Source organism: Roseovarius sp. (genome assembly GCF_027019125.1).
Taxonomy (GTDB): domain Bacteria; phylum Pseudomonadota; class Alphaproteobacteria; order Rhodobacterales; family Rhodobacteraceae; genus Roseovarius.
The window spans coordinates 1-24,299 of the sequence record NZ_JALUXE010000002.1 but is presented as its reverse complement, the minus strand read 5'-3'; the positions used below and the strand labels follow the sequence as shown (position 1 = coordinate 24,299).

At 63.0% G+C, this 24,299-nt stretch carries 22 protein-coding genes and 3 tRNA genes; 18 read left to right on the top strand and 7 right to left on the bottom strand.

Translation table 11 applies throughout. The features are described 5' to 3' along the window. The first annotated feature begins 5 nt into the window (after nt 1-5). From MVC20_RS00285 to MVC20_RS00270, 4 genes are all read left to right on the top strand, one after another. Nucleotides 6-746, top strand: a complete 741-nt coding sequence (locus MVC20_RS00285) for a TVP38/TMEM64 family protein (protein WP_297537330.1) — start codon at nt 6-8, stop codon at nt 744-746. 2 nt (nt 747-748) lie between these two features. Beyond that, nucleotides 749-2,167, top strand: coding sequence for an FAD-dependent oxidoreductase (locus MVC20_RS00280; RefSeq protein WP_297537328.1), 1,419 nt, complete (start codon nt 749-751; stop codon nt 2,165-2,167). Between the two features lie 27 nt (nt 2,168-2,194). After that, nucleotides 2,195-3,586: a HAMP domain-containing sensor histidine kinase gene (locus MVC20_RS00275; protein WP_297537326.1), complete on the top strand. Its 1,392-nt coding sequence runs from the start codon at nt 2,195-2,197 to the stop codon at nt 3,584-3,586. Between the two features lie 56 nt (nt 3,587-3,642). Next, nucleotides 3,643-3,719: transfer RNA gene (locus tag MVC20_RS00270), tRNA-Arg, on the top strand. Between the two features lie 282 nt (nt 3,720-4,001). On the opposite strand, the gene MVC20_RS00265 is transcribed toward MVC20_RS00270, so the two are convergent. The 3 genes from MVC20_RS00265 to MVC20_RS00255 form a co-directional block, all read right to left on the bottom strand. Continuing rightward, nucleotides 4,002-7,196 carry a Hint domain-containing protein gene (locus MVC20_RS00265; protein ID WP_297537324.1) on the bottom strand — a complete coding sequence of 1,065 codons (3,195 nt, stop codon included), beginning with the start codon at nt 7,194-7,196 and terminating at the stop codon, nt 4,002-4,004. Nucleotides 7,197-7,922: 726 nt separating this feature from the next. Next, nucleotides 7,923-7,998 (bottom strand) — tRNA-Thr (locus tag MVC20_RS00260). A gap of 53 nt (nt 7,999-8,051) precedes the next feature. Beyond that, on the bottom strand, nt 8,052-8,951 hold the full coding sequence (locus MVC20_RS00255; protein WP_297537322.1) for a hypothetical protein: 900 nt from the start codon (nt 8,949-8,951) through the stop codon (nt 8,052-8,054). A 112-nt stretch (nt 8,952-9,063) separates the two neighbouring features. On the opposite strand from MVC20_RS00255, the gene MVC20_RS00250 reads away from it, so the two are divergent. The 4 genes from MVC20_RS00250 to MVC20_RS00235 all read left to right on the top strand — a co-directional run bounded on the left by MVC20_RS00250 (nt 9,064) and on the right by MVC20_RS00235 (nt 13,726). Then, on the top strand, nt 9,064-9,525 hold the full coding sequence (locus MVC20_RS00250; RefSeq protein WP_297537320.1) for a (2Fe-2S)-binding protein: 462 nt from the start codon (nt 9,064-9,066) through the stop codon (nt 9,523-9,525). Nucleotides 9,526-9,528: 3 nt separating this feature from the next. Further along, nucleotides 9,529-11,769 (top strand): molybdopterin cofactor-binding domain-containing protein, encoded by a 2,241-nt coding sequence (locus MVC20_RS00245; RefSeq protein WP_297537318.1) that lies wholly within the window; start codon nt 9,529-9,531, stop codon nt 11,767-11,769. A 43-nt stretch (nt 11,770-11,812) separates the two neighbouring features. Further along, nucleotides 11,813-12,865 (top strand): AbrB family transcriptional regulator, encoded by a 1,053-nt coding sequence (locus tag MVC20_RS00240; protein WP_297537317.1) that lies wholly within the window; start codon nt 11,813-11,815, stop codon nt 12,863-12,865. Nucleotides 12,866-12,970: 105 nt separating this feature from the next. After that, nucleotides 12,971-13,726 carry an SDR family NAD(P)-dependent oxidoreductase gene (locus MVC20_RS00235; RefSeq protein WP_297537315.1) on the top strand — a complete coding sequence of 252 codons (756 nt, stop codon included), beginning with the start codon at nt 12,971-12,973 and terminating at the stop codon, nt 13,724-13,726. Here MVC20_RS00235 and MVC20_RS00230 read toward each other — a convergent pair whose 3' ends face one another. The 3 genes from MVC20_RS00230 to bamE form a co-directional block, all read right to left on the bottom strand. Beyond that, on the bottom strand, nt 13,727-15,544 hold the full coding sequence (locus MVC20_RS00230; protein ID WP_297537313.1) for an ATP-binding cassette domain-containing protein: 1,818 nt from the start codon (nt 15,542-15,544) through the stop codon (nt 13,727-13,729). It abuts the gene before it with no gap. Between the two features lie 41 nt (nt 15,545-15,585). After that, nucleotides 15,586-16,323 carry a GNAT family N-acetyltransferase gene (locus MVC20_RS00225; protein ID WP_297537311.1) on the bottom strand — a complete coding sequence of 246 codons (738 nt, stop codon included), beginning with the start codon at nt 16,321-16,323 and terminating at the stop codon, nt 15,586-15,588. Between the two features lie 78 nt (nt 16,324-16,401). Next, entirely contained in the window at nt 16,402-16,857 is a 456-nt protein-coding gene (bamE, locus tag MVC20_RS00220) for an outer membrane protein assembly factor BamE (protein ID WP_297537309.1), read from the bottom strand. 88 nt (nt 16,858-16,945) lie between these two features. Here bamE and MVC20_RS00215 point away from each other — a divergent pair, with 88 nt between their 5' ends. The 8 genes from MVC20_RS00215 (at nt 16,946) to MVC20_RS00180 (ending at nt 22,557) form a co-directional block, all read left to right on the top strand. After that, nucleotides 16,946-17,509 carry a DUF177 domain-containing protein gene (locus MVC20_RS00215; protein WP_297537307.1) on the top strand — a complete coding sequence of 188 codons (564 nt, stop codon included), beginning with the start codon at nt 16,946-16,948 and terminating at the stop codon, nt 17,507-17,509. Between the two features lie 161 nt (nt 17,510-17,670). Beyond that, nucleotides 17,671-17,877: a 50S ribosomal protein L32 gene (gene rpmF / locus MVC20_RS00210; protein WP_297537305.1), complete on the top strand. Its 207-nt coding sequence runs from the start codon at nt 17,671-17,673 to the stop codon at nt 17,875-17,877. Nucleotides 17,878-17,900: 23 nt separating this feature from the next. Then, the gene (gene plsX / locus MVC20_RS00205; RefSeq protein WP_297537303.1) at nt 17,901-19,007 is read left to right on the top strand and encodes a phosphate acyltransferase PlsX; all 1,107 of its coding nucleotides are present in this window, start codon (nt 17,901-17,903) and stop codon (nt 19,005-19,007) included. Then, entirely contained in the window at nt 19,004-19,978 is a 975-nt protein-coding gene (locus MVC20_RS00200) for a beta-ketoacyl-ACP synthase III (protein WP_297537301.1), read from the top strand. The genes plsX and MVC20_RS00200 overlap by 4 nt, the downstream gene beginning before the upstream one ends. Nucleotides 19,979-20,089: 111 nt before the next feature. Next, entirely contained in the window at nt 20,090-20,392 is a 303-nt protein-coding gene (gene ihfA / locus MVC20_RS00195) for an integration host factor subunit alpha (protein WP_008281053.1), read from the top strand. A 14-nt stretch (nt 20,393-20,406) separates the two neighbouring features. Further along, nucleotides 20,407-21,261 carry a MerR family transcriptional regulator gene (locus MVC20_RS00190; RefSeq protein ID WP_297537298.1) on the top strand — a complete coding sequence of 285 codons (855 nt, stop codon included), beginning with the start codon at nt 20,407-20,409 and terminating at the stop codon, nt 21,259-21,261. Between the two features lie 67 nt (nt 21,262-21,328). Continuing rightward, nucleotides 21,329-21,405, top strand: a tRNA-Pro gene (locus tag MVC20_RS00185). Between the two features lie 78 nt (nt 21,406-21,483). Beyond that, nucleotides 21,484-22,557 (top strand): 2'-deoxycytidine 5'-triphosphate deaminase, encoded by a 1,074-nt coding sequence (locus MVC20_RS00180; protein WP_297537297.1) that lies wholly within the window; start codon nt 21,484-21,486, stop codon nt 22,555-22,557. Here the strand turns inward: MVC20_RS00180 and MVC20_RS00175 are convergent. Then, on the bottom strand, nt 22,554-22,730 hold the full coding sequence (locus MVC20_RS00175; RefSeq protein WP_297537295.1) for a hypothetical protein: 177 nt from the start codon (nt 22,728-22,730) through the stop codon (nt 22,554-22,556). The genes MVC20_RS00180 and MVC20_RS00175 overlap by 4 nt on opposite strands. 402 nt (nt 22,731-23,132) lie before the next feature. Here MVC20_RS00175 and MVC20_RS00170 point away from each other — a divergent pair, with 402 nt between their 5' ends. After that, on the top strand, nt 23,133-23,579 hold the full coding sequence (locus MVC20_RS00170; RefSeq protein ID WP_297537293.1) for a hypothetical protein: 447 nt from the start codon (nt 23,133-23,135) through the stop codon (nt 23,577-23,579). A gap of 11 nt (nt 23,580-23,590) precedes the next feature. Next, nucleotides 23,591-24,163 carry a hypothetical protein gene (locus MVC20_RS00165; RefSeq protein ID WP_297537291.1) on the top strand — a complete coding sequence of 191 codons (573 nt, stop codon included), beginning with the start codon at nt 23,591-23,593 and terminating at the stop codon, nt 24,161-24,163. Nucleotides 24,164-24,299: the final 136 nt, after the last annotated feature.

Here is a 24,299-nt window from a genome sequence, read left to right as displayed (position 1 = left end):
ACACCATGGATCACAGCACAGGCGAGAGCAAACCGGCCAAACCCTCCATTGCGCGGCACCTGCCGCTGGCCATCATCCTGATCGTGGCCGTGGTGGGCTTTCTCACCCTGCGCGATTACCTCACCTTCGACACGCTGCGCAACAACCGCGAGGCGCTCTTGGCCTATCGCGACGCCAATATCACCCTGATGGCACTGGCCTTCATTGCGATCTACTTCGTGATCGTCGCTTTCTCCCTGCCCGGTGCGGCGGTGGCTTCGGTCACGGGCGGCTTTCTCTTTGGTCTAGTGCTCGGGACCGGCTTCAACGTGATCGCCGCCTCGCTCGGGGCCAGCGCCATCTTCATCGCCGCGCGCGCCGGGCTGGGTCAGACCCTTGCCGCCAGGATCGAAACCTCCGACGGCACGCTCAAGCGGCTGAAACAGGGGCTGCATGACAATGAAATCAGCGTGCTCTTTCTCATGCGCCTCGTGCCCGCCGTGCCGTTCTTCGTGGCCAATCTTCTGCCTGCCCTCGTGGGCGTGCGCTTTTTCAACTTCGCTTTCACCACGGTTCTCGGGATCATTCCGGGGGCCATCGTCTTTACCTGGATCGGCGTGGGCCTCGGCGAGGTCTTTGACCGCGGCGAGAATCCCGATCTTTCCCTCTTGTGGGAACCGCAAATCATCGGCCCTATTCTGGGGCTGAGCGCACTCGCCGCCCTGCCGATGATCCTCAAGGCCCTGCGTGGCAAAAAGGAAATCTGAACATGACACGACTAAAGACTGATCTTCTGGTCATCGGGGCCGGGTCTGGCGGCCTGTCCCTCGCCGCAGGTGCGGTGCAGATGGGCGCGAGCGTCATCCTGCTCGAAGGTCACAAGATGGGCGGCGATTGCCTGAATTTCGGCTGTGTGCCGTCCAAGGCGCTGATCGCCAGCGGCAAGGCGGCCTATGCCCAATCCCACGCCGCCCAATACGGCATCGCCAACCAGAGCCCGCAGGTGGACTATGCCGCCGCCAAGGATCACGTCGCCGATGTCATCGCCCAGATCGAACCCGTCGACAGCCAGGAGCGCTTCGAAGGCTTGGGCGTGCGCGTGATCCGAGAGTATGGCGAATTCCTCTCGCCGACCGAGGTCAGGGCCGGGGATCACATCATCACCGCCCGCCGCATCGTCATCGCCACCGGCTCGTCGCCCTTTGTCCCGCCCATTCCGGGGCTCGACACCGTGCCCTATGAAACCAACGAAACCCTCTTTGACCTGCGCGAGCGGCCCGATCACCTGCTGGTCGTCGGCGGCGGCCCCATCGGCATGGAAATGGCACAGGCGCACCGCCGCTTGGGCTGCGCCGTGACCGTGATCGAAGGGGCCAAGGTGCTTGGCAATGACGATCCCGAAATGGCCGCCGTCGTCATCGACCAGTTCCGCGCCGAGGGTATCCAGATCGAAGAAGGCGCCATGGCCGCCGAAATTCGCGGCCAGGCTGGCGCCATCGAGATTCACGCCAAGGACGGGCGCGTCTTCAAGGGCAGCCACCTGCTCATGGCCGTGGGCCGCAAGGCCAATACAGGCCGCCTCAACCTCGACGCCGCAGGCATCGAGACCACCAAGCGCGGCATCAAGGTCGACGCCTCCATGCGCACCACCAACCGCCGCGTCTATGCCATCGGCGATGTCGCGGGCGGGCTGCAATTCACCCATGTCGCAGGCTATCACGCGGGGCTCATCATCCGTCAGGCCCTCTTGGGCCTGCCCGCGAAGATGCGCAGCGACCATATCCCATGGGCCACCTATACCGATCCCGAACTGGCCCAGGTCGGGCAGACCGAGGCACAGGCCCGGCAGGAACACGGCGGCAATCTCGAAGTGGTCCGCTTCCATTACAACCACAACGACCGCGCCATCGCCGAACGCAAGACCGCCGGTCTGATCAAGGTCATGGTCGTGCGTGGCCGCCCCGTCGGCGTCTCCATCGCTGGCGCGCAGGCGGGCGAGTTGATCAACCTCTGGGCGCTCGTCCTCGCCAACGGGCTCAAGATGAAACACGTGGCCAACATGGTCGCCCCCTACCCGACGCTGGGCGAGATCAACAAACGCGCGGCAGGTGCGTATTTCTCGCCTCGTCTGTTTGACAGCGCGGGCGTCAAGCGTATCGTCGGCTTCGTGCAACGCTGGCTGCCCTAACCGGCGCCATCCTCGGGAGGGGACACCTTGCTCAACTCACTCTCCGGGCGCTTCCTGATCCTGACGGCCATCTTCGTGATGCTGGCCGAGGTGCTGATCTTTGTCCCCTCCATCGCCCGCTTTCGCGAAGACTACCTGCTCACGCGCCTCGAGCGCGCCCAGATCGCCTCGCTGGTGCTTCTGGCCGATGACGAGGTCACGCCCGAGTTGCAAGAAGAGCTTTTGCTCAATGCCGAGGTGTTCAACGTCGTTCTGCGCCGCGACGAGGCACGCCAGCTTGTCCTCTCCTCGCCCGTGCCCGAACCGATATCGCAGACCTACGATCTGCGCGATGCCCCCGCCTTCACCCTGATCCGCGACGCCATGCACCGCCTCGCCATGCCAGAGCCCGAGATCATCCGCGTCATCGGTCAGCCGGTGCGCATGGGCGGCCTGCTGATCGAGATCACCCTCGATACCACCGGCCTGCGCGCCGCGATGATCGACTATGGCCTGCGCATCCTCTGGCTCTCGCTGGTGATTTCGATCTTTACCGCCGTGCTGCTGTTCCTGGCCGTGCGCCTGACCCTCGTGAAACCGATCAAGCGTGTCGTGGGCGCGATGCAGGCCTATGCCGCCGCCCCCGAGGATGTGCGCCGCGTGCTGCGCCCGACCGCCCGCGTCAAGGAACTGCGCGAGGCCGAGGAAACCCTGCAATCCCTGCAAACCCAGCTCACCGGCGCGCTCAAGCAGAAAGAGCATCTCGCCCAGTTGGGCGGCGCCGTGGCCAAGGTCAATCACGACCTGCGCAATATCCTGACCTCGGCCCAGCTTTTCACCGACCGGATCGAGACCAGCGAAGACCCCACCGTCAAACGCCTCGCGCCCAAGCTCATCAATTCCCTCACCCGCGCCGTGCACCTCTGCGAAGCCACCCTCGCCTATGGCAAGGCCGAAGAGCCGGGGCCGACCTTTGCTCGGCTGCATCTCGCCGATGTTGTCGCCGATGTGATCGACAGCGAACGCCTCGCCGCCGGTGACGCCGATGTCAGCTTTGCCGAAGACGTGCCCGGCGATCTTGTGGTGCTGGCCGATGCCGAGCAGCTGTACCGCATCATCGGCAATCTCGTGCGCAACGCACGGCAAGCCATCGTCAACAGCGGCCGCCCCGGCGAGATCAGCGTCATGGCCGACGAGGACCACGCCGAATGGATGATCCGCGTGGCCGACACCGGGCCGGGCCTGCCCGCACGGGCGCGCGAACATCTCTTCAAACCGTTTCAGGGCGGCACCACCAAGGGCGGCAGCGGCCTTGGCCTGACCATCGCCGCCGAACTGGTGCGCGGTCATGGCGGCACGCTCATCCTCGAACGCAGCGACGCCAGCGGCACCTCATTCTGCATCACCCTGCCCAAGGGAAATTTCGGCGCGCCGTCATAATTTCTTCCAAAACGCCCTTGCAATGCCCGACGCCAGAGTCTAATTGCTGCCCTCACGGACCGATAGCTCAGCTGGATAGAGTACTTGACTACGAATCAAGGGGTCGGGGGTTCGAATCCTCCTCGGTCCGCCACTTACCCCCTTGATCCAGCTGACATTCCCACACATCGCTGACCCTCTGTGCCGCGTCCGCCAAGGCGTGACTCCGCCCGCGCAAACGCCCGGTTTCTGACCGCCTTGGACCTGTCGCGCCCCATCGAAACCACAGCCCTCCCGCGCTTGATCCCGGACCTCGCCGAGGCGGCATCAACGCCCCATCTCGGGTGAATCCGACCAGACGAAATGCGCCAAAAACGAAACAACCCCGGCATTACACCGGGATTGTCCACGTTTTGATAACAATCTGACGCGCCGTTCAGCGCACCAGCAATTGCGCCTCATGCCGCTTGAGCGAGCGCCGCGCCGCCTGATAGGCCTCAAGCCCCTCAATGGCGCGCAGTTCCGGGAAGAGGTCATAGATCTCATCCCGCTGCGCGGCACCCATCCCGTCCATGACCTGCGCACCGGGCTGGAAGCTCTCGGTCCAGGTGCCGTTGGACAGAACCACCTCGTGCTGATCGCACATGAAGTGGATATAGGTGGCCGCGCGGGTCTCTACCTGGCTCACGCCCTCGATCCCGACCAGATGCTTGGCCGCGGCCAACACCTCGCGCTCTTCGAAATAGAGCGCGGCCCGATCCGAATTGAGCAGGATGCGATGCTGCGGGCTGAGCAGCATGTCACGCTCCGGCAATCCATGCCCGAGCGATCCGGCGCGGATCAAGACCGGGCGCAGATTCGGCGACCGGGCAAGCTCTTCGCCGCTCAGCGCCCGCTGACCGATCCAGCGGATTTCCTGCAAACCGTTGTCGCGGGTGATCACCTTGTCCCCAACCTTCAACTCTTCCACCAGCTTTTCGCCACGCGGCGTGGCAATCGCCGTGCCGGGGGTAAAGCAAGGAATGAGGTTCTCGATCTCGCCAAAGACCAGCGACCCGGTGACGGTGCCATCGCGGTCCATGAAATTGACCGTGCCCGAGGTGGAATCGCCATCCGGATCCGTCGTCTGGCCGACAATCTCGAACCGTCCCAGACCGCGCAGGTCCAGCGTGTCAAAGTCGTCGTCGATCCCGTCCGCCGTGCTGTCGCCGGTGCCACCATCAATAAAGTCCCCGGCACCGACGTTCAGGAACACATCGCGATCATCGCCACCGACCAGGCTGTCATCACCCTGCCCGCCGCTGATCGTGTCGTTGCCCGCGCCACCAAGAACGGTGTCGTTGCCATCGCCCCCGGTCAGGATGTCATTGCCGGTGCCACCGTCAATCAGGTCATTGTCGATGCCGCCGTCGATCACGTCGTCGCCGGCACCGCCCAGAATGGTGTCGTTGTCGTCCTGACCAAAGATCGTGTCATTGCCGTTGCCGCCGTCGATAAAGTCCCGCCCATTGTTCGGTTCAGGATCAATCGCATCGGGAATATTGAGCGAGTCGGGAAAGCCCGGTTCCAGACCGCCAAAGATCGAGTCGTCTCCGTCCCCGCCGTTGATGGTGTCAGAGCCTTCGCCGCCAATCAGCGTGTCATTGCCCTCATCCCCGTCGATGACATCGGCATCAATGCCACCGTCGATGAGATCCGCCCCGGTCCCGCCAGAGATCGTATCCGCATCGTCGCCGGTCATGATCACATCGTCGCCGTCTCCGCCAAAGACCAGATCACGGTCGTTCTCGGGATCAAGGTCGGCCGGCACCGTGGTGCCAAATCCGAGATCGGGCAAAGGCACGCTCGAGGGCGAGGTGCCCGCGTCAATCGTGTCATTCCCCGCGCCACCAAAGATCGTGTCAGAGCCATCCTCGCCAAACACGAGGTCCGCCCCGTCGCCGGCCTCAACCTGATCGTCCCCGACCCCGGCAAAGACTACGTCATCGCCCGCACCGGCACGAATGCTGTCGTCATTCGGCGCAGCCCCCGGCAAGAGCGCGTCATTGGCATCCACGAAATCGCCATCCGGATCGCCCGCATAAGCCAGGTCGATCAGATCGTTTCCAGCAGTGCCCAGGACAATCCCGTCACGGGTCGGCGGCGGGGCCACGCCCACCGTGACCGTCACAGTCGCGGTATCGGTGCCACCATTGCCGTCCGAAATCGAATAGTCGAACGTATCCGTGCCGCTGAACCCGGCGTTCGGCGTATAGGTCACGGTGCCGTCGCCATTGACCGTGGTGGTGCCATTGGCCCCATCCGTGGCCCCCGTCACCGTCAACGGATCGAAATCCGGATCGGTATCATTTGCCAGAACCGGAATGATAACCTCTGTTTCGAAATTCGTCGTCACGCCATCGTCATTGACGGCATCCGGCGCGGTATTCTCCGGCAAGAGCAGGTTTTCGATCTCGGCAAAGGTCATGTCGCCGGTCACAGCCCCGTCGCTGCCCAGAAACTCGATCCGCCCGGATGTGGAATTGCCATCCGCGTCGACGGTCTCATCCACCACCCGCAGCGGGCCAGAGCCGCGCAGGTCGAGCGTGTCATTATCGACGCCCGTGCTGCCACCATCGACCACATCGCCGGCATTGCCCCCGATGATCAGATCCTGGTCTGCCCCGCCGGAAATGCTGTCCGCACCGGCCCCACCGGTCAGCACATCATTGCCCGCCTCGCCTAGGAGCGTGTCGTCGCCCTCGTCGCCCACCAGCGTATCATCGCCCGGCAGGCCGCTATCCACCACGCCACCCGGAAGGCCGAAATACACATCCGTGACGTTGATCCCATCCGAGGTGCCAGCGACATCCGAGTAACGGATCACCAGTTGCGAGACCGGGCCCGCAATCGTGACCGTGAGACTGTGCGCCGCGTCGTCATCGGTGCCCGTGCCCGCGCCCATCGCCTCTTCCGCGCTCAGAACCGTGACGGCAGCGCCAGCGGTCAGGGTCACGGGAATCAGGTTGTCCGCCGCGTCAAAGGCAAAGATCTGCACATGCTCCGTGCCGTCCAGATCGTTGATATTGAACGATACATTCTCGACTTCCGACGAGAATTCGAGCTTGATATCCGTCTTGCCCGGTGCGGACAGATCCGCCGAAAGCGAACTGTTGGCGTCAGCCGGGGTGCCATCGGTGGTCAGGCCCGTCACATTCTGCGTATTGTCCGCAAAGGTGGTATCATCGGTCACAGTGCTGCTCAGCACCGAGAATGTCACATCGACCGAGCCGGTATTCTGCACAAAACCCGTGATCGGATCGCCAGAATCGATCGGATCGGCATCATTGGGATCGGGCGCCTCGCTCCACTGGAACACTTCCCGCCCGCCAGCGGTCGGATCGGGCGTATCGCCCACCAACAGGTCGTCGCCCGCGCCCCCTTCAACGGAATCGCTGCCAGACCCGGCAAAAACCGTATCGTTGCCTTCCCCGGCCAGGATCGTGTCATCCCCGCCGAACCCATCTACGACATCATTGTTGGACCCGTCAGGCGCGTCGTTCGCGTCAATCCGATCCCCTTCAGGATCGCCCGCATAGGCTATGTCAATGCGATTTCCGGTATTGTCACCGTCAACTCTGTTAATTGCCATGTTCCATCTCCCGTGCCTCAACGACACATGCTTGCGACCCAGTTCAAATATGCCTGCGTCGGTCTCGACGATGCGAGACAAGAGCGACCGGCACAGAACCATGGGAAGCAATGCCGGAACGGCATTACACAGAGGGGCGAAAGGCCCAAAACTTCCAGTGTTCGCGTTTGGCAGCATCAGGAATTGCGGCAGCGTTCCCAGACACATCGCGTCGGTTTTGTGCGGCCGCCCCCGCGACCTACAGACATGACCCCCCAGATGGGCTGTTCAGACATTATCCTTTTGCATAGTCTGCCCCAAGTGGAATCTGGCACAAACGTGTTGAAAATGCGCAGCTTGGATTAATTCACGCCATGTTCTTGCCACAAATCAGACCGCCATTCGGGCATGAATGTTTCCGGCAAATTCGGGAGAAATCCTGAAATTCACGCAAAAGTGAAAAAAACCTGCAAATAACAAAATGGAAAACACGCATAGCGTGCATTTGTTCAAGACCCGGGAACAAAGCCACCCCGCGCCCCTCCCCGAGAGTTTCCTGTGTCCGAAATAAGGCGGACAGAGAATTTCGGCAACAATGCGCCACCCCAAAGCCATCTGTTTCCCGCTTGGAAACATCACTCTCCAAAGATACCCGCGAATCTCCGAATACCTGTGGATAACCCCACGAGGTCAGCCGCACAGAGGCCCGGGCCATACCCGCCGCCGTATTCTTCGCATTCAGGGAAATGGTGCCCCCACACGGACTCGAACCGCGGACCTACTGATTACAAATCAGTTGCTCTACCAGCTGAGCTATAGGGGCTTGCGCGCCTGATTATCCAAGCACTTCCGCCTCTGCAAGCGGAAATCGCGCGCTCAGGGCGCGATCACCTGCACGCCCTGCATCCGTTGGATCGTATACATGTCCTCATCATAGAGTTCGCTCAGCGTGGCCACAAAGGCATCGGTCCATCCGGGCGCGTCCAACTCTTCCTCGATGGCCGCCTCATCGGCGAACTTGTCCAGGAACGCCGCCACCACCCGCCGCTTCTGCACCTCGGTGAGGCCGGGATGCGACGCCAGATACCCGCGAAACCGCTCACGCCCCGCCGGGGTCATGATCTCTTCGATCAGGCTGAACTCGCCATCAAAGCGCACGGTCGGATCAATGCCCGCCAGTTCCCGCACCACTTGGCTCCAGATCAGCGGCGTATCCTCGTTGCACCAGACGGTGATCGGAATATCCGGATGATGCCTGCGCACCCGCGTGATCAGTTCGGACCAGCGCAGATCCGTGGCCGCGTACCCCCGCAAGAGCGCCTCGACCGTATCAAACTCCGTATTCTTCAGCAGCGGCGGCAGGAACGTCGCCGGATTGACCACCCCGATGAACAGCTCCAGATGATCATCCGGAAACAATTGCCGAAACAGGTTCAGCCGATGCTCGGCCGCGCCATAGAACACGCCACCGCCCACCGCCATCTTGGGCGTGCCGAAAAACCCCGGATTGGACAGGACAAGCCGGTCCACCGCGCCGTCGTTGCTGATCGCATCCACCAGAACATCGCGCGCATCAGGCGCCAGCTCCGCATCCTGCGCGTGATGCAAGACATCGCGCACCAGACGGCGATAGCGCTGCGGATCGGGAACATTGGTTCCGTGGCGCGCCAGCATCTCGCGATTGTTGGAAAGGCAGTTGATCAGCCTGTCCTCGTCGGTGTGATGGGCGCCTGCGTGAATGACAACCTGCATCCGTTTTCCGGCCTCTTGGATCATTTGCCCTCACTATACGGTCTTTGCGCCTGAGTGAAACAGCAATTGCCATGCCATCTGGACAAGTGAACCGTTCAGTTTATTGTTCCTCAAAGGGCTGCAAAAGGGGCGCGCCATGCAACTCACCGTCAACGGCACCGATCATTCCTTGGAGGGCCTCGAACCCGACATGCCGCTCCTCTGGGCGCTGCGCGACATCCTTGGCCTCACCGGGGTGAAATATGGCTGCGGCATCGCCCAATGCGGCGCCTGCACGGTGCATATCGACGGGGTTGCCACCCGCTCCTGTCAGGTGGCGGTGGGCGATGTCTGGGGGCCTGTCACCACCATCGAGGGGCTGGGCACGCCCGAGGCTCCGCATCCGGTGCAATCCGCCTGGATTTCACATCAGGTGGCGCAATGCGGCTATTGTCAGTCCGGCCAGATCATGCAGGCCGCAAGCCTCCTGTCCGAGATCCCAGACCCCACCGACACCGAGATTGACGACGCCATGTCCGGCAATCTCTGCCGCTGCGGCACCTATCCGCGGATCCGCGAGGCCGTGAAAACCGCCGCCCGCAACCTCCGGGGTGCGTGATCCATGGGCCGCGTCAAAACCATCGCCCGCCGCACGTTTCTCATTGGCTCGGTTGCCATCGCCGGTGGCGTGGCCTTCGGCGTCTGGCGCTACAAGACGCCCTATGCCAACCCGCTCCTTTCCGACCTGCCGGATGGGGCCGCGGCCCTAACGCCCTATGTGCTGATCACATCTGACGCGATCACCCTCATCACCCCGCGCGCCGACAAGGGCCAGGGGGCGATTTCCGTTCAGGCGGCCCTCCTTGCCGAAGAGCTGGACGTCGATCTCGACCAGATCAAGACCGATCCCGGCCCCCCCAGCCCCGCCTATTACAACACCGCACTCTCTGGCGACGCCGTGCCCTTCCGCGCCACCGACGAAAGCTGGCTGGCCGACACCACGCGCAGCCTCGCGGATGCCCCGATGAAATTCCTGGGCATGCAGATCACCGGCGGCTCCACCACCGTCCCCGATGGATTCGACAAACTCCGCCATGCCGGGGCCGTGGCCCGCGAAACGCTCAAGGCCACCGCCGCCCGGCTGCATACCCTCTCCGTCACCGATTTGAGAACCGAACGCGGCGCGGTGATCCTGCCCGACGGCACACGCCTCAGCTACCAGAGCCTCGCCGCCGAGGCAGCGACGACCGATCCCGTCACCGATGTGACCCTGCGCGCGCCCTCCGACTGGCGCCTCCTTGGCAAACCGATGCAGCGGATCGACATCGTCGCAAAATCCACCGGCACGCAGGACTACGGCATCGACGTGACGCGCCCCGACATGGCCCATGCCGCCCTCCGCCTCAACCCCGCCATCGGCGGCGCGCGCCTCAGCCATGATCCGGCCCCCGCTCTCGCCATGCGCGGCGTGATCAAGGTGGTGGCCCTGCCCGACGGCGTCGCCGTGATCGCCGATAACACATGGCGCGCGATGCAGGCGGTCGCGGCCATTCCCGTCGAATGGGGCCCCGCCCGCATTCCGCCCGAGATGGACACCCATTGGCAAACCCTCTCCGACAGCTTCACCCCCGAGCGGCAGGACAGCCGGTTCCGCGATGAGGGCGACATCGACACGGCTCTTTCCGATGGCACCGATCTGACGGTCGAATACCGTGCGCCCTACGTCGCCCACGCGCCGCTCGAACCGCTCAACGCCACTGTCCTCTACACGCCCGAGCGCGTGGATATCTGGACCGGCACCCAGGTGCCGCGCTTTGTACAAAACAACGTGGCAAAGCTTACAAACCTTACACCCGACGCCGTCCAGATCCACGCCCTGATGATCGGCGGCAGCTTTGGCCACCGGCTCGAAGATGAGGTCACGCGCCACGCCACCCGCATCGCGATGGAATTGCCGGGGCGGCCGGTGAAACTGACCTATTCGCGCGAAGAGGACATGACCCACGACTTTCCCCGCCAGATCGCACTGGCGCGCGGGCGGGGCCGGGTCGCCAATGGTCAGGTCGCGGCCTATGATCTGGGCATCGCCATGCCGTCGGTTCTTTCGTCACAGATGGGCCGCCAAGCCATCCCCGCGCTGGGACCCGACCTGCAAATCGTGGCCGGAGCATGGGATCAACCCTTTGATATTCCTCACTATCGCGTGACGGGCTACCGCGCGCCAGAGCTTGCGCCGATCTCCTCCTGGCGTTCGGTCGGGGCGTCGTCCAACGGGTTCTTTCACGACAGCCTGCTTGACGAACTGATCCACGCCGCCGGGGCCGATCCGCTGGCCGAACGCCTGCGCCTGTGCAATCACACCCCCTCGCGAAAGGTGCTGGAGGCCGTGGGCGAGATGTCCAACTGGGGCAGCCCCCTCGCCCCGAACCAGGGGCGCGGCGTGGCCTTCTGCCTGTCGTTCGGCGTGCCCTGCGCGCAGGTGGTCGAGGTCACGAACACCGAAGGCGGCCTGCGCCTTGACCACGTCTATGTCGCCGCCGATGTGGGCCGCATCCTGGATCCCGTCAACTTTGACGGGCTGGTCAAAGGCGGTGTGCTCTTTGGTCTGGGCCATGCGATGCACGCCCAGATCACCTATGCGGACGGTGCGGCGGAACAGACAAATTTCGATACATTTCAATCGCTTCGCCTCTATGAATGCCCAGAAATCACCGTGCGCGGGCTACAGAACGGAACGCGGATCAAGGGCATCGGCGAGCCGCCTGTGCCCCCCGCCGCCCCCGCGCTGGCCAATGCGATCTTTGCCGCCACAGGCCGACGCCTGCGCGAAATGCCCTTCGACAAATTCGTCACATTCATCTGAGCGCCCCTTGCCCCTGCCCGCGCCCGGTGCTTGAACAGGCACCATGCCGATCCACGCGACCACCCTCCTGCTGCTGATAATCTCTGCCCTCTCCGGCTTTGCGGGTCAGGCCATCGGCCTGCCCTTGCCCTTAATGCTCGGTCCGCTGGCCATCTCGGCCGTCATCGCCACCGCCCGGCCCGAACGCCTGCCCGCAGGCTACCGCTTTCCGCAGAAACTGCGCCTCATGTTCATCGCCATCATCGGCCTCATGATCGGCGCGCAAGTGACACCAGCCCTCTTCACCGAGGCGCATCACTACGCGCTAACCTTCGGCGCGGTCACGCTTTTTGTCGGACTGGCACATGCCATGGGCTATGCCATCTTTCGCCATCTTGGTGGCTATGATCCGACAACCGCCTTCTACGCCAGCACCCCCGGCGGGCTCTATGAAAGCATCGAACTGGGCGAGGCCGCCGGCGCCGATGTGACCCGCCTGATGATGCAGCAATTCCTGCGCATCATCGTCGTGGTGACCGCCCTGCCCCTTGGTCTCTCGCTTTGGCTGGGCGCGCCCGTGGGCAGCTCAGCGGGCATGACCATGGCGCGCCCCGATGTGCCCTGGTCCGACCTGCCGCTGATCGTGCTGGCGGGGCTGGGGGGCCTCACTCTGGGCCGTGTGCTGCGCTTGCCAGCCGGGCAGATGACCGGGCCAATGGCCCTTGCGGCGGCGCTGTCGCTCACCGGATGGCTCAGCTTCGACATACCGCAATGGCTTGTAAACATGGCGCAAATCGTGCTCGGCACGGCGCTCGGGATGCGGTTTACCGGGCTCAGCCGTCGCCTCTTGCTGCGCGGGACAGCGCTCGCCATGGCGGCGGTGGGGGCGATGCTCGGTCTCGGCGTGGGGCTGGCCGTGACCCTGCATGAGATGACCGGCGAGGCGGTGGACGTGCTGCTGATCACCCTCGCCCCCGGCGGCGTCACCGAAATGGCCCTCGTCGCCCTGAGCCTTCATGCCAACCCGGCCTTCGTGACGATCCACCATATCTACCGCATCGTGCTCACCGTGTTGACGCTCGGGGTGATCACCCGCTGGCGACAACGCAAGGGCTAAGCCCGAATATGAGTATTTATACCAAGAAGAAATCCAGACAGTCTTTGACAGGTCGGAGCGCAGAGAGTATTTGAACGTATGTTCATTTAAATAGGCGAGGGCACCATGCGCATAGAGGATACAGCCGCGATCATCACGGGCGGCGCGTCAGGGCTCGGCGAGGCGACCGCCCGCCATTTTCGCAGCCTTGGCGCAGAGGTGACACTGTTCGACCGCGATGCAGAGCGCGGGACGGCCATCGCCGCCGAAATCGGCGCGCATTTCGTGGCCACCGATGTCACGGATGAGGCCTCCGTTGCAGCCGCGATCGCAGCCGCCACATCCGCCATGGGCCGGATCACGGCGGTGGTAAACTGTGCTGGCATCGCCACCGGCGCCAAGGTGCTGGGCCGTGATGGCCCCCACCCGCTCGACCTGTTTCGACGCACGCTCGACATCAACCTCGTGGGCTCGTTCAACGTGGCACGCCTTGCGGCGGTGGAGATGGCAAAGAACGCCCCCGACGCGGATGGCGCACGCGGGGTGATCATCAACACCGCCTCCATCGCCGCCTTTGACGGGCAGAAGGGTCAGGCCGCCTATGCCGCCTCCAAGGGGGGAATCGTCGGCCTGTCGCTGCCCATGGCCCGCGACCTCGCGCGCGAGGGGATTCGCGTCATGGCGATCGCCCCCGGCACCTTTGCCACACCGATGCTGCGCGGCCTGCCGCAAGAGGTCCAGGATAGTCTGGCCGCAGAGGTGACATTCCCCAAACGTCTCGGCGATCCGGTCGAATATGCCCGGCTTGCGGCCTTCATCATCGCGTGCGGGTATCTCAACGGCGAGGTGATCCGCCTCGATGGCGCGCTACGGATGCAATAATCAGCCCTCGGCACGCTCAGCCAGGGCCAGCCATTCCTCTTCCGCCTCGGCCAAGGCGCTTTGCCGCGTTGTCAGCGCCTCGGTCGCCTTCTTGAACTTGAGCGGCTCGCGGGTAAAGAGCGCGGGGTCCGAGAGCAGGTCCTCAAGTTTCCCAATCTCGGCCGTCAGCCGCTCCATCAGAGCGGGCAACTCCTCGAGCCGGTGCTTCTCGGTAAAACTGAGGCGCGCAGCAGCCGGTTTCGATTGCTTCGACTCCGGCGTTTTAACCTCTGTTTTATTGATCTTTTTACCGGCATCAACCGCCGAATCCGCGCCCCGCTGCGCGCGGTAATCCGACCAGCCCCCGGCATAGGTCGTGGCCCGCCCATCCCCCTCCATCGCGATGGTCGTGGTCGCCACGCGATCCAGAAAGTCGCGGTCGTGGCTGACCAAAAGGACGGTGCCATCGAAATCGTCGAGCAATTCCTGAAGCAGATCGAGAGTCTCGATGTCGAGATCGTTGGTCGGTTCGTCCAGCACCAGGAGATTGCTCTCGCGCGCCATGAGTTTCGCCAGCAAAAGCCGCGCCTTCTCGCCCCCCGAGAGGGATTTGACCGGCGCGCGCGCCTGCCGTTCGTCAAAGAGGAAATCCTTGAGATAGGCCACCACATGCCGGGGCTGCCCCCGCACCAGAACCTGATCCGCCTGCCCGGATACGCGCATGTCGACGTCGCCCGTCAGGCTTTCCCACAGGGTCATCTCGGGATCAAGTTGCGCGCGCGCCTGATCGAACACCGCCGGGACAAGATTGGTGCCATGGCTTACGGTGCCACTGTCGGGCGCGATCTCCTGAAGCAGCATCTTAAGCAGCGTCGTCTTGCCCACGCCATTGGGGCCGACAAAGGCCACGCGATCCCCGCGCAGGATCTTGATGCTGAACTTTTGCAGGATGAGCTTGTCGCCATAAGCCTTTGAAATATCGACTGCCTCGATCACCTTGCGCCCCGAGGTCGGACCAGAGTCAAGCGCCATCGCCGCCGTGCCCTGCCGCCGGATCTGGCTGCTGCGCTCGGCCCGCAATTCAGCCAAGGCGCGCACCCGGCCCTGATTGCGCTTGCGCCGCGCGCTGATGCCTTCGACGGCCCACCGAGCCTCGGACTTGATCTTGCGATCGAGCTTGTGACACTGCTGATCTTCCTCTTCCCAAACCTTGTCGCGCCAGGCCTCGAAATGCTCAAAACCCTTCTCCTGCCGCCGCGTCATTCCCCTGTCAATCCAGAGGGTTGCGCGCGTCAGTTCACGCAAGAATGCGCGGTCGTGGCTGATCAAAACATAGCCTTTGCGCGTCTCGCGCAGCTCGTTTTCCAGCCAGGCAATCGCCTCGATATCCAGATGGTTGGTCGGCTCGTCCAGAAGCATGAGGTCCGGCGCCTCGGCCATGAGCTTGGCCAAAGCCGCCCGTCGGCGCTCACCGCCCGAGGCGGTGCTGACCGGGCGCGCGGGGTCGAATTTCAGCCCCTCGCCCGCCATTTCGACTCGGTAGAGTTCGCCCGGGTCCAACGCGCTCGCGGCATAGTCGCCCAATGTGGCAAACCCGGTCATGTCCGGGTCTTGTTCCATATAGCCCACGTTCACGCCGGGCGTGACGATCCGCAATCCCCGATCCGGCTCGACCAGACCGGCCATCACCTTCATCAGCGTGGATTTGCCCGATCCGTTACGCCCCACAAGCGCCACCCGGTCGCCGGGCTGCACCACAAGCGAGAGGTCGTGAAACACAGGCTCCCCGCCAAAGGTGAGCGAAATGTCGGTAAGCTGGAGAAGAGGTGCGCGTGCCATGCGCGCGGGCTATCCTGCCGCCCTGTCAGCGTCAAGGGACCTCAGCCAGCAAGCGCGCGCAACAACCGCTTGCGCGTGGGCGGAATGGCCCCGATTTCAACGCCGGTGAACACATGCAGCGTGTTGAGATGCCGGTCGATCACCGCATGATCGCTGACCCATCCCCCCATCAAAAGGTAGGTGCGCAGAAGTGGCGGCATATGCCGCATCGCGAGCTTCAGGTCAGGTTTGTGCCGCCGCAGCCGCTGCGCAAAGCGGAATACGGCCGGGGCCTTGACCCGCGGCCACCAGCGACGCGGGGCCAGATGCCGCTCGCGCAGCATGGCAAAGGCATCGAGATAGGTCTCGGTCTCGGTGCCGTGGAAGGACGAACAGCCAAACAGCATCTCGATTCCATTCTCATCGACAAACCGCGTCATCGCCGCCCAGGCCACCCGCAGGATATCCGGATCAAGCCGCCCCGGCGCGATGCAGAACCGGCCCATTTCGGCCATTTTGCCTTCGAATCCCGCAAGCGCCGACAATTCATAGAATTGCGCCGAATAGCTCTGCGCAATCTCGGCCCCACCATTCAGCATCAACATCCGAAAGCAGCAGACCAGCGTTCCGCTGCTTGTCTCTTCGATCAGAACATGGGTGCAGATGTCGTCAAAGCTGTCGCAATCCAGCTCTTGCGAGCCCCCGAGAAAGGCATTGGCCCGCAACTGTTGCGCGGCGCGGCGATCCTCGGGCGTGCTGCCGATCCTTGCCGTGTATCGCTGATTGCCAAGCCCTGCCATGCCGCGACCCCGTCTGCGCTGAGCGACCCTAGTCCCGGTCGCTCTACCACGCAAGCTGTGACAGCGGCATGACCGCTCTCACTCGAAGGCGGAGGCAGGATTGATATTGCCGATGTTGCTCAGGAGCTGGCGAATAAAGCCGTTGCTGACCACAGATGTCTCGGTCACGCGCCGCGCGATCGGAACCACCTGACCATCTTCCAGCCCGAATTCCTCGATATTGGCGATGGTGTCATCGTCATTGAAGGAAATCGCCAGAACCCGGCGCTCGACCACCTGCGGGCGGAACATGCCATATTCCCGCACCCGGCTGCGCACATAGTAATAATCACCATCCGCCAACACGCCCGACAACGACGGCGGCCCGATCACATCATCCACCGTCGCGCGGGTATCCACCCCAACGACGAGGTTTTGCAAATCCTCTTCGGGGGGAACATAGCCGTGATTGCGGTAGGTGGCAGAGCAGCCCGTAACGACAATCAGACAGCAAAGCGCCAAGGCGCTGATCACTCGGTTTCGGATCGCTGTCATCTCTGCCCTCTTGTATCGGCCGGTCGCGGCTTTTATCCCGCTTACAACAAGGTGATGCAATGGTTCAAGAAAGGAAGCGAGGGGAAAGATGTCACAGCACCCGCAAAACACCCGAGCGATCCGCGTGTCCGACCTGTCGGCGCGGCACCCCGTGAACTTTGATCTTGCCCCCGACGCGGCCGAGATGGCGCGCATTTCAGAGGATCTCGGGCTGCTTGGCCTGCGCAAGCTGCGCCTGCGCGGCAGCCTCACCGCCGAGGGGCGCACGGACTGGCTCTTGCGCGCCGATCTCGGCGCCACCGTGACCCAAGCCTGTGTCGTCACGCTTGATCCGGTGCAGACCCGCATTGACGAACCGGTGATCCGGCGCTTTTCGCCCGATGCGGCGCTTGAAACACCCGAACCCGGTGCCGAAATTGAAATGCCCGAGGATGATACGCTCGAACCGCTGGGCACGGAAATCGACCTGTGGCGCGTGATGGTCGAGGCGCTCAGCCTCGCCCTGCCCCCCTATCCACGCAGCGACGGTGCCGAACTTGGCCAATTGACCGTGGCCGAAGAGGGCGTGACACCCATGCAGGACGAGGACACCAAGCCCTTTGCCGCCCTTTCAACTCTGCGCGACAAGCTGGGCAAGCCGGACGAGAACTGATCACCGACTTACCCCCAAGAATCGCTTGCCCCCGCATCAAATCTCTGTATTTTCCCGCTCTCACCGGAATTTGGGGTTGAACCGGCGGCTCGTAACATATTAAGAGCCGCGAACACCCGTGAAACAGGGCCATATCGGCCCACAGGAATTGAGGTTGCGACATGGCCGTCCAACAGAACAAAGTATCGAAATCGCGCCGCAACAATCGCCGCGCACATGACGCGCTGGTTGCAGGCAACCCGAACGAGTGCACCAACTGCGGCGAACTGAAGCGCCCGCACCACGTGTGCCCGGCGTGCGGACACTATGCCGACCGTGAGGTCGTGGCATTGGTGGAAGAAGTCGACCTGGAAGACGACGCGGCCTGAACCCGCAATAGGCGATTTGCTGCATGACCGCTCGCAGGGACCATTCCAAGGCGGGTGCAGGACGCACCATCATCTCGGTTGACGCCATGGGCGGGGATCAGGGGCCGGCAACGGTTGTTGCCGGCATTGCCCATTCTGCGTCCATAAACCCCGATATCGGCTTTATCGTGCACGGCCCCAAGGACGAGCTCGAACGCCTGATCGCAAAGCGTCGTGGCCTGGCCGAGCGGTGCGAGGTGCGTCACGCGCCCGAAGTCGTCAACATGACCGACAAGCCCTCGCATGTGGTGCGCCACGGGCGCGACACGTCGATGTGGTCTGCGCTTGAATCGGTCCGTCTGGGCGAGGCAACCGTCTGTGTTTCTTGCGGGAACACGGGCGCGCTCATGCTCATGTCGGTGCTGCGCCTGCGCAAGCTGCCGGGCATCTACCGTCCCGCCATCGCGGTGATGTGGCCCTCGCAGAACCCGCAAAAGCACAACATCATGCTCGACGGCGGGGCCGACATCCGCGCCGACGCCAAGGACCTCATGCAATACGCCCTGATGGGGGCCTCTTATGCGCGCAACGGCTTCGGTCTCGAACGCCCGCGCATCGGCCTCCTCAACGTCGGCACCGAAGAGCACAAGGGCCGCGCCGAGTTGAAAGAGGCCTATGATCTCATTGCCGCCAATGCGCGCATTGCCGATTTCGACTTCGTGGGCTTTGTCGAAGGCCGCGACCTGCCCGGCACCAAATGCGATGTGATCGTCACCGACGGATTCACCGGCAACGTGGCGCTCAAGACCGGCGAAGGTATTGCCAAGCTCATCGCGGACCTGCTGCGCGAGGCCTTTGCCTATTCGCTGCTGTCGCGGCTGGCTTCGGTTCTGGCCTATACCTCGCTCGCGCGCCTGAAAAAGCGGATCGACCCGCGCCGGGCCAATGGCGGGGTGTTCCTCGGGCTCAATGGCACCGTGGTCAAATCCCACGGGGCCGCCGATTACATGGGCGTATCCTCCGCGATCAAGCTGGCGTTCGAGCTGGCGCAATCGGGCTTTTCCGAACGTCTGGCGGCACGGGTTGCCTCTGCCGCCCTGCTGGATCAGGATGCCCCTCCAGAGCCCCAACCAGAGGCCGAATCTGAATGACACTGCGCGCCGTCGTCCAAGGCATCGGACATTATCTGCCTGACCGCATCGTTCCCAACGCGGAATTCGAGAAAACGCTCGATACGTCAGATGAATGGATTCGCACGCGCTCGGGTATTGAACGCCGTCATTTCGCCGCCGAGGATCAACCCACTTCGGACCTCGCCGTGCGCGCCGCCCGTGCCGCACTGGAAAACGCGGGCCTCGGACCCGATGACATCGACGGCATCGTCGTGGCAACCTCGACCCCGGACCTGACCTTTCCCTCGGTCGCGACGATGGTGCAAAGCGAACTGGGTATGACGCGCGGCTTCGGCTTTGACGTACAGGCCGTCTGCGCGGGCTTCATCTATGCCCTCACCACCGCCAATGCGCTGCTTCTCTCGGGCCAGGCACAGCGCGTGCTGGTGATCGGTGCCGAAACCTTCAGCCGCATCATGGACTGGACAGACCGTTCGACCTGCGTGCTCTTTGGCGATGGCGCAGGCGCGCTCGTCCTCGGTCTGGAAGAAGGCGCCGGCACCTCCGAAGATCGCGGCATTCTCTCTGCCGACCTCAATTCCGACGGGCGCTACCGCGACATGCTCTATGTCGATGGCGGGGTCTCGACCAGCGGCGAAGCGGGCAAATTGCGGATGCAGGGCAATGCCCTGTTCCGGCAGGCGGTCGAGAAACTCGCCTCCACCGCCGAGACCGCACTCGCGAAAATCGGGCTTGCCGGGTCCGATGTCGACTGGATCGTGCCGCATCAGGCCAATATCCGCATCATCCAGGGCACGGCCAAGAAACTGGGCCTGTCGATGGATCGCGTGATCGTCACGGTGCAGGATCACGGTAACACCTCCGCCGCCTCCATCCCGCTTGCCCTGTCGGTGGGCGTCGCCTCGGGCAAGATCAAGCGTGGCGATCTGCTCCTCGCCGAGGCAATCGGCGGCGGTCTCGCCTGGGGTGCAGTCGCCCTTCGCTGGTAAAACGCCAGAAAATGCGCGAAAACTCGCAGGTGAACGGCTGCCGCTAAGTGGTTGAGATTGACTCGGAAAATTCTTCGCCGCAAAGTGTGTGAAAAAAATCGCGGGGATGTGATGACTGACAAGACATTGACACGAATGGATTTGAGCGAGGCCATCTTTCGCGAGGTGGGTTTATCTCGCAACGACGCGGCCCAGCTGGTCGAGAGCGTTCTGGGCCATATGTCCGACGCCCTCGTGCGCGGCGAGCAGGTCAAGATTTCGTCCTTCGGCACATTCTCGGTGCGTGACAAGACGGCGCGCGTGGGCCGCAACCCCAAGACGGGCGAAGAAGTGCCGATCAACCCCCGCCGGGTTCTGACCTTCCGGCCCTCCCACCTGATGAAAGACCGCGTCGCCGACGGCACCAAGAGCTGAGGAAAACGTCGCCCATGGGCAAAGCCGCCGACGCCTTTCGAACCATAAGCGAGGTCGCGGATTGGCTGGACGTTCCAGCGCATGTGCTGCGGTTCTGGGAGAGTAAATTCACCCAGGTCAAGCCCGTCAAACGTGCAGGCGGACGGCGCTATTACCGTCCCGCCGACATGGCACTTCTTGGGGGCATCAAGGTGCTGCTGCACGATCAGGGCATGACCATCAAGGGCGCGCAGAAATACCTGCGCGAGAATGGTATCCAGCAGGTCGCCAACATGTCACCGCCGTTGGAAGATTCTTCTCAAGGCGAAGTTAGCGACATCGCACTCGACGTGGCCCCCAGCCCGGCAAAACCGGCCGAAGTCGTGGCCTTCACGCGCCCCGCCGAGCCTCAGGACACGGAAACCGACACGTCCGCCGACGAGATCAACACAGACCCTCAGGGCAACCTGTGGTCAGAGGGCGACGCAACGACGGAGGCTGCCGCCCCGCTTTCCGACCCGACACCGGAAACGGCCCCAACAGACCCGACAACCGATCCAGAAGTCGAGCAACTCTCGACCGAACCATCCCCTGCGCCAGAGCCCGAATCCGTAGTGGAACCGGTGCCCGCAGCAGAGACGACCGAACTCTCCTCGTCCGAAGAGGAAAACCCGGTCACCGCAGAACCAAGCCTTGACGACAGCGCGGCAGCCTCACCGCCCGCGCTCGACCTGCCCGCCGATCCATCGGACCAGATCGACGCGGCTCCGGGTCTGCTCACAGCCATCGGCACCCTGCCCCGGCCGGTATCGCACGAGTGCGCCGCGCGGCTTGCGCCGCTTGTCGCCAATCTCCGCGCGCATGTCGCCGCTCACACAAAAGACCGCTAAATCCCTGCCCGATTTCGGGATTTCCCTCTTGCCCCGGCGGTCAAAATCGCTATGAACACCCCATCGTCGGGCTATAGCGCAGCCTGGTAGCGCGTCCGTCTGGGGGACGGAAGGTCGCAGGTTCAAGTCCTGCTAGCCCGACCATAACTACCGACGATCCCGCCCGCCTCGGCCCCTCGGGCACCCTGACCAGATAGCGGGGCGCAACGAGAGGGGGCAGAGATGACCGGGGTTCTTTCCAGCCAGCAAATTCGGGCGATGATCGACGCGGGCACGCTTTCCGCGGCACCCGCCATCCTGCCTGAACAGGTCCAACCCGCCAGTCTAGACCTGCGTTTGGGTAAGGTTGCCTACCGCGTGCGCGCCTCCTTTCTCACGGGCGCGGGGCGCACGGTCACGGACCGCCTCGCGGAATTCGAAATGCATCGCATCGACCTGAGCGCTGGGGCCGTTCTGGAAAAGGGCTGCGTCTATGTCGTGCCCTTGATGGAAACGCTCGCCCTGCCCAAGGGCGTGCAGGCGGTGGCCAATGCCAAATCCTCGACCGGGCGGCTTGACCTGCTGACCCGCCTCATCACCGATGGCGGCGTGGAATTCGACCGCGTAAGCCCCGGATACACCGGCCCGCTCTATGCCGAGATTTGCCCGCGCTCCTTTTCCGTGCTCGTGCGCCCCGGTATGCGGCTCAACCAGATCCGCTTTCGCGCCGGTCAGGCCGTGCTTTCGGACGATGCCCTGCGCGCGCTCCACGCGCAAACGCCGCTGGTGGATGGGGACGCGATGATCGACGATGGGCTTGGCTTTTCCGTCGATCTGCGCCCGGACTCGGGAACGCTGGTCGGCTACCGCGCCAAGCCCCATACCGGCGTGATCGACCTAGACCGCATCGGCCATTACGATCCCGCTTCCTATTGGGAAGAGGTGCATTCCGACAACGGCCAGATCATCCTTGATCCCGGTGCGTTCTACATCCTCGTCAGCCGCGAATCCGTGCATATCCCCCCTGAATGCGCCGCAGAAATGGCTCCTTATGTGGCCATGGTCGGCGAATTCCGGGTGCATTACGCGGGCTTTTTCGATCCCGGGTTTGGCCATGCGGCGGCGGGCGGCACCGGCTCACGCGGCGTGCTGGAAGTGCGCTGCCACGAGGCCCCGTTTGTCCTGGAACATGGCCAGATCGTCGGACGCTTGGTCTACGAGCACATGGACAAGGTGCCCGACCAACTCTACGGCGCAGGCATCGCGTCGAACTATCAGGGTCAGGGCCTGAAGCTCTCCAAGCATTTCAAGGCTTAAAAGCGCCCCATCTTGCGGCCAATTTTCATCACCTGCCGTCCGCGTTGCATGGTCTTGCGCGCGGCCGCATCGTCGCCGCCGCTCATGCGCTTGCTCACCGCGTCCATGCCGCTGCGCATCACCCGCTGCAGAATCATCCGCATAACCATGTTGATCATCTGGTTGACGTTCATCGCGTCTCTCCTCTTGCTGCCTCAGACGTCCAGATAACCCCGAAACATGCCGATTTCATGGCGTGCTATGTAAATTCTCTGAATTTCGTGTCTTTAGCGCCCCAACTCCCCTCCACGGGCTTATCGTGCCGGCGTCCGACGTCTGAAGGGCGTGTCACAGGAACTGGTATCCCCAGAGCGAGAACATGGTACTATCCCAAGGTGCCCGGGTCGGCCTGTCGAGATGCGTCATGCGCAGACCCGCCGCTCGACGAGCAATGTTTGACGTGTCCGCCGGTGCCGAATGTCCCGCTTGGGTAACTTCTCACCAGAACCTGACAGAAACTTTATTTGGCTGTGGCCAGCATTAAGTGATTAATTCCACAGCAAGAACTGCACAGCCTTGGAGGTGGAACCATGCGTATGAGACTGTTAACGGCAGCACTGTTGCTGCCTATGCCAATGGCCGCTTTGGCGGCCGAAGGCGAACGCATTCAAGTCCGGGGCGAGATCATTGATACGTGGTGCTATTACTCCGGCGTGATGGGTGGCCCCGACGCGGTAACTGGCACGGCGCATCATACCTGTGCGCTCTGGTGTTCGGCCGGGGGTATCCCTGTGGGCCTGCTGGGCGAAGACGGTCAGGTCTACATGGTGCTCAAGATCAAGGGGGACGATGGCTCTGCCGGGGGCGATACGCAACTGCGCCTTGCCAGCCACGAGATTACGGCGGATGGCCTGCTCTATCATCGCGACGGGCTGAATTATCTGGTGGTAGAAGACGTGGTCACGGATCACGGGATCACGAAACTCAACCACGAGGATTACGGGCCCGTCCCCCCCTTTGCCATTCCGAAGCCGGGCAAGTGAGGGGGCGCACAATGAAAAATGTTCTGATGACTCTCGCGTTGACCGCCCTGGCATTGCCTGCTGGCGCGCAGGACTTTTCCCAAGGGTCCGAGGCGAAAACATGGAACCTCTACGCCGAGCAACCCGCGCGGTTCGAGGCCAAGGTGGTGGATATCCTGTGCGAACTCACCGGCGATTGCCCCGCGGATTGCGGTGGCGGTGCGCGCCAGATGGGTTTGCTGCGCGACGTTGACAATGTTCTGGTCTATCCCAACAAGAACGCGCAGGCGGCGTTCACAGGGGCCGCAGTTGAACTGCTGCCCTTCTGTGGCAGGCAGGTCGAGGTTGATGGCCTCTTGATCGAGGACCCCGACCTCAAGGCGACCAACATCTACCTGGTGCAAAAAATCCGCGCTGTGGGCGATGCTGAATGGACCGCTGCCAACCGCTGGACCGCAGAATGGGCAAAGAACCACCCCGAGGCGGCTGGCAAGGGACCATGGTTCCGCCGCGACCCGCGCGTCAAGGCAGAGATTGCCGCAGATGGCTACACCGGCATCGGCGTCGAAGAAGAACAGCAATTCATAAAGGAACTGTTTGAATGACACTTCGAAAACTCCGATGACCATTCGTCAAGAGGATAAGCACAGCTTTCCCGCCGCCCGGCTTGAATGCCGCTCGTCATGATAGTTCTCCTTGCGATGTTGGCAGAGGTCAGGGCACCCGACTTATTCGACGGTT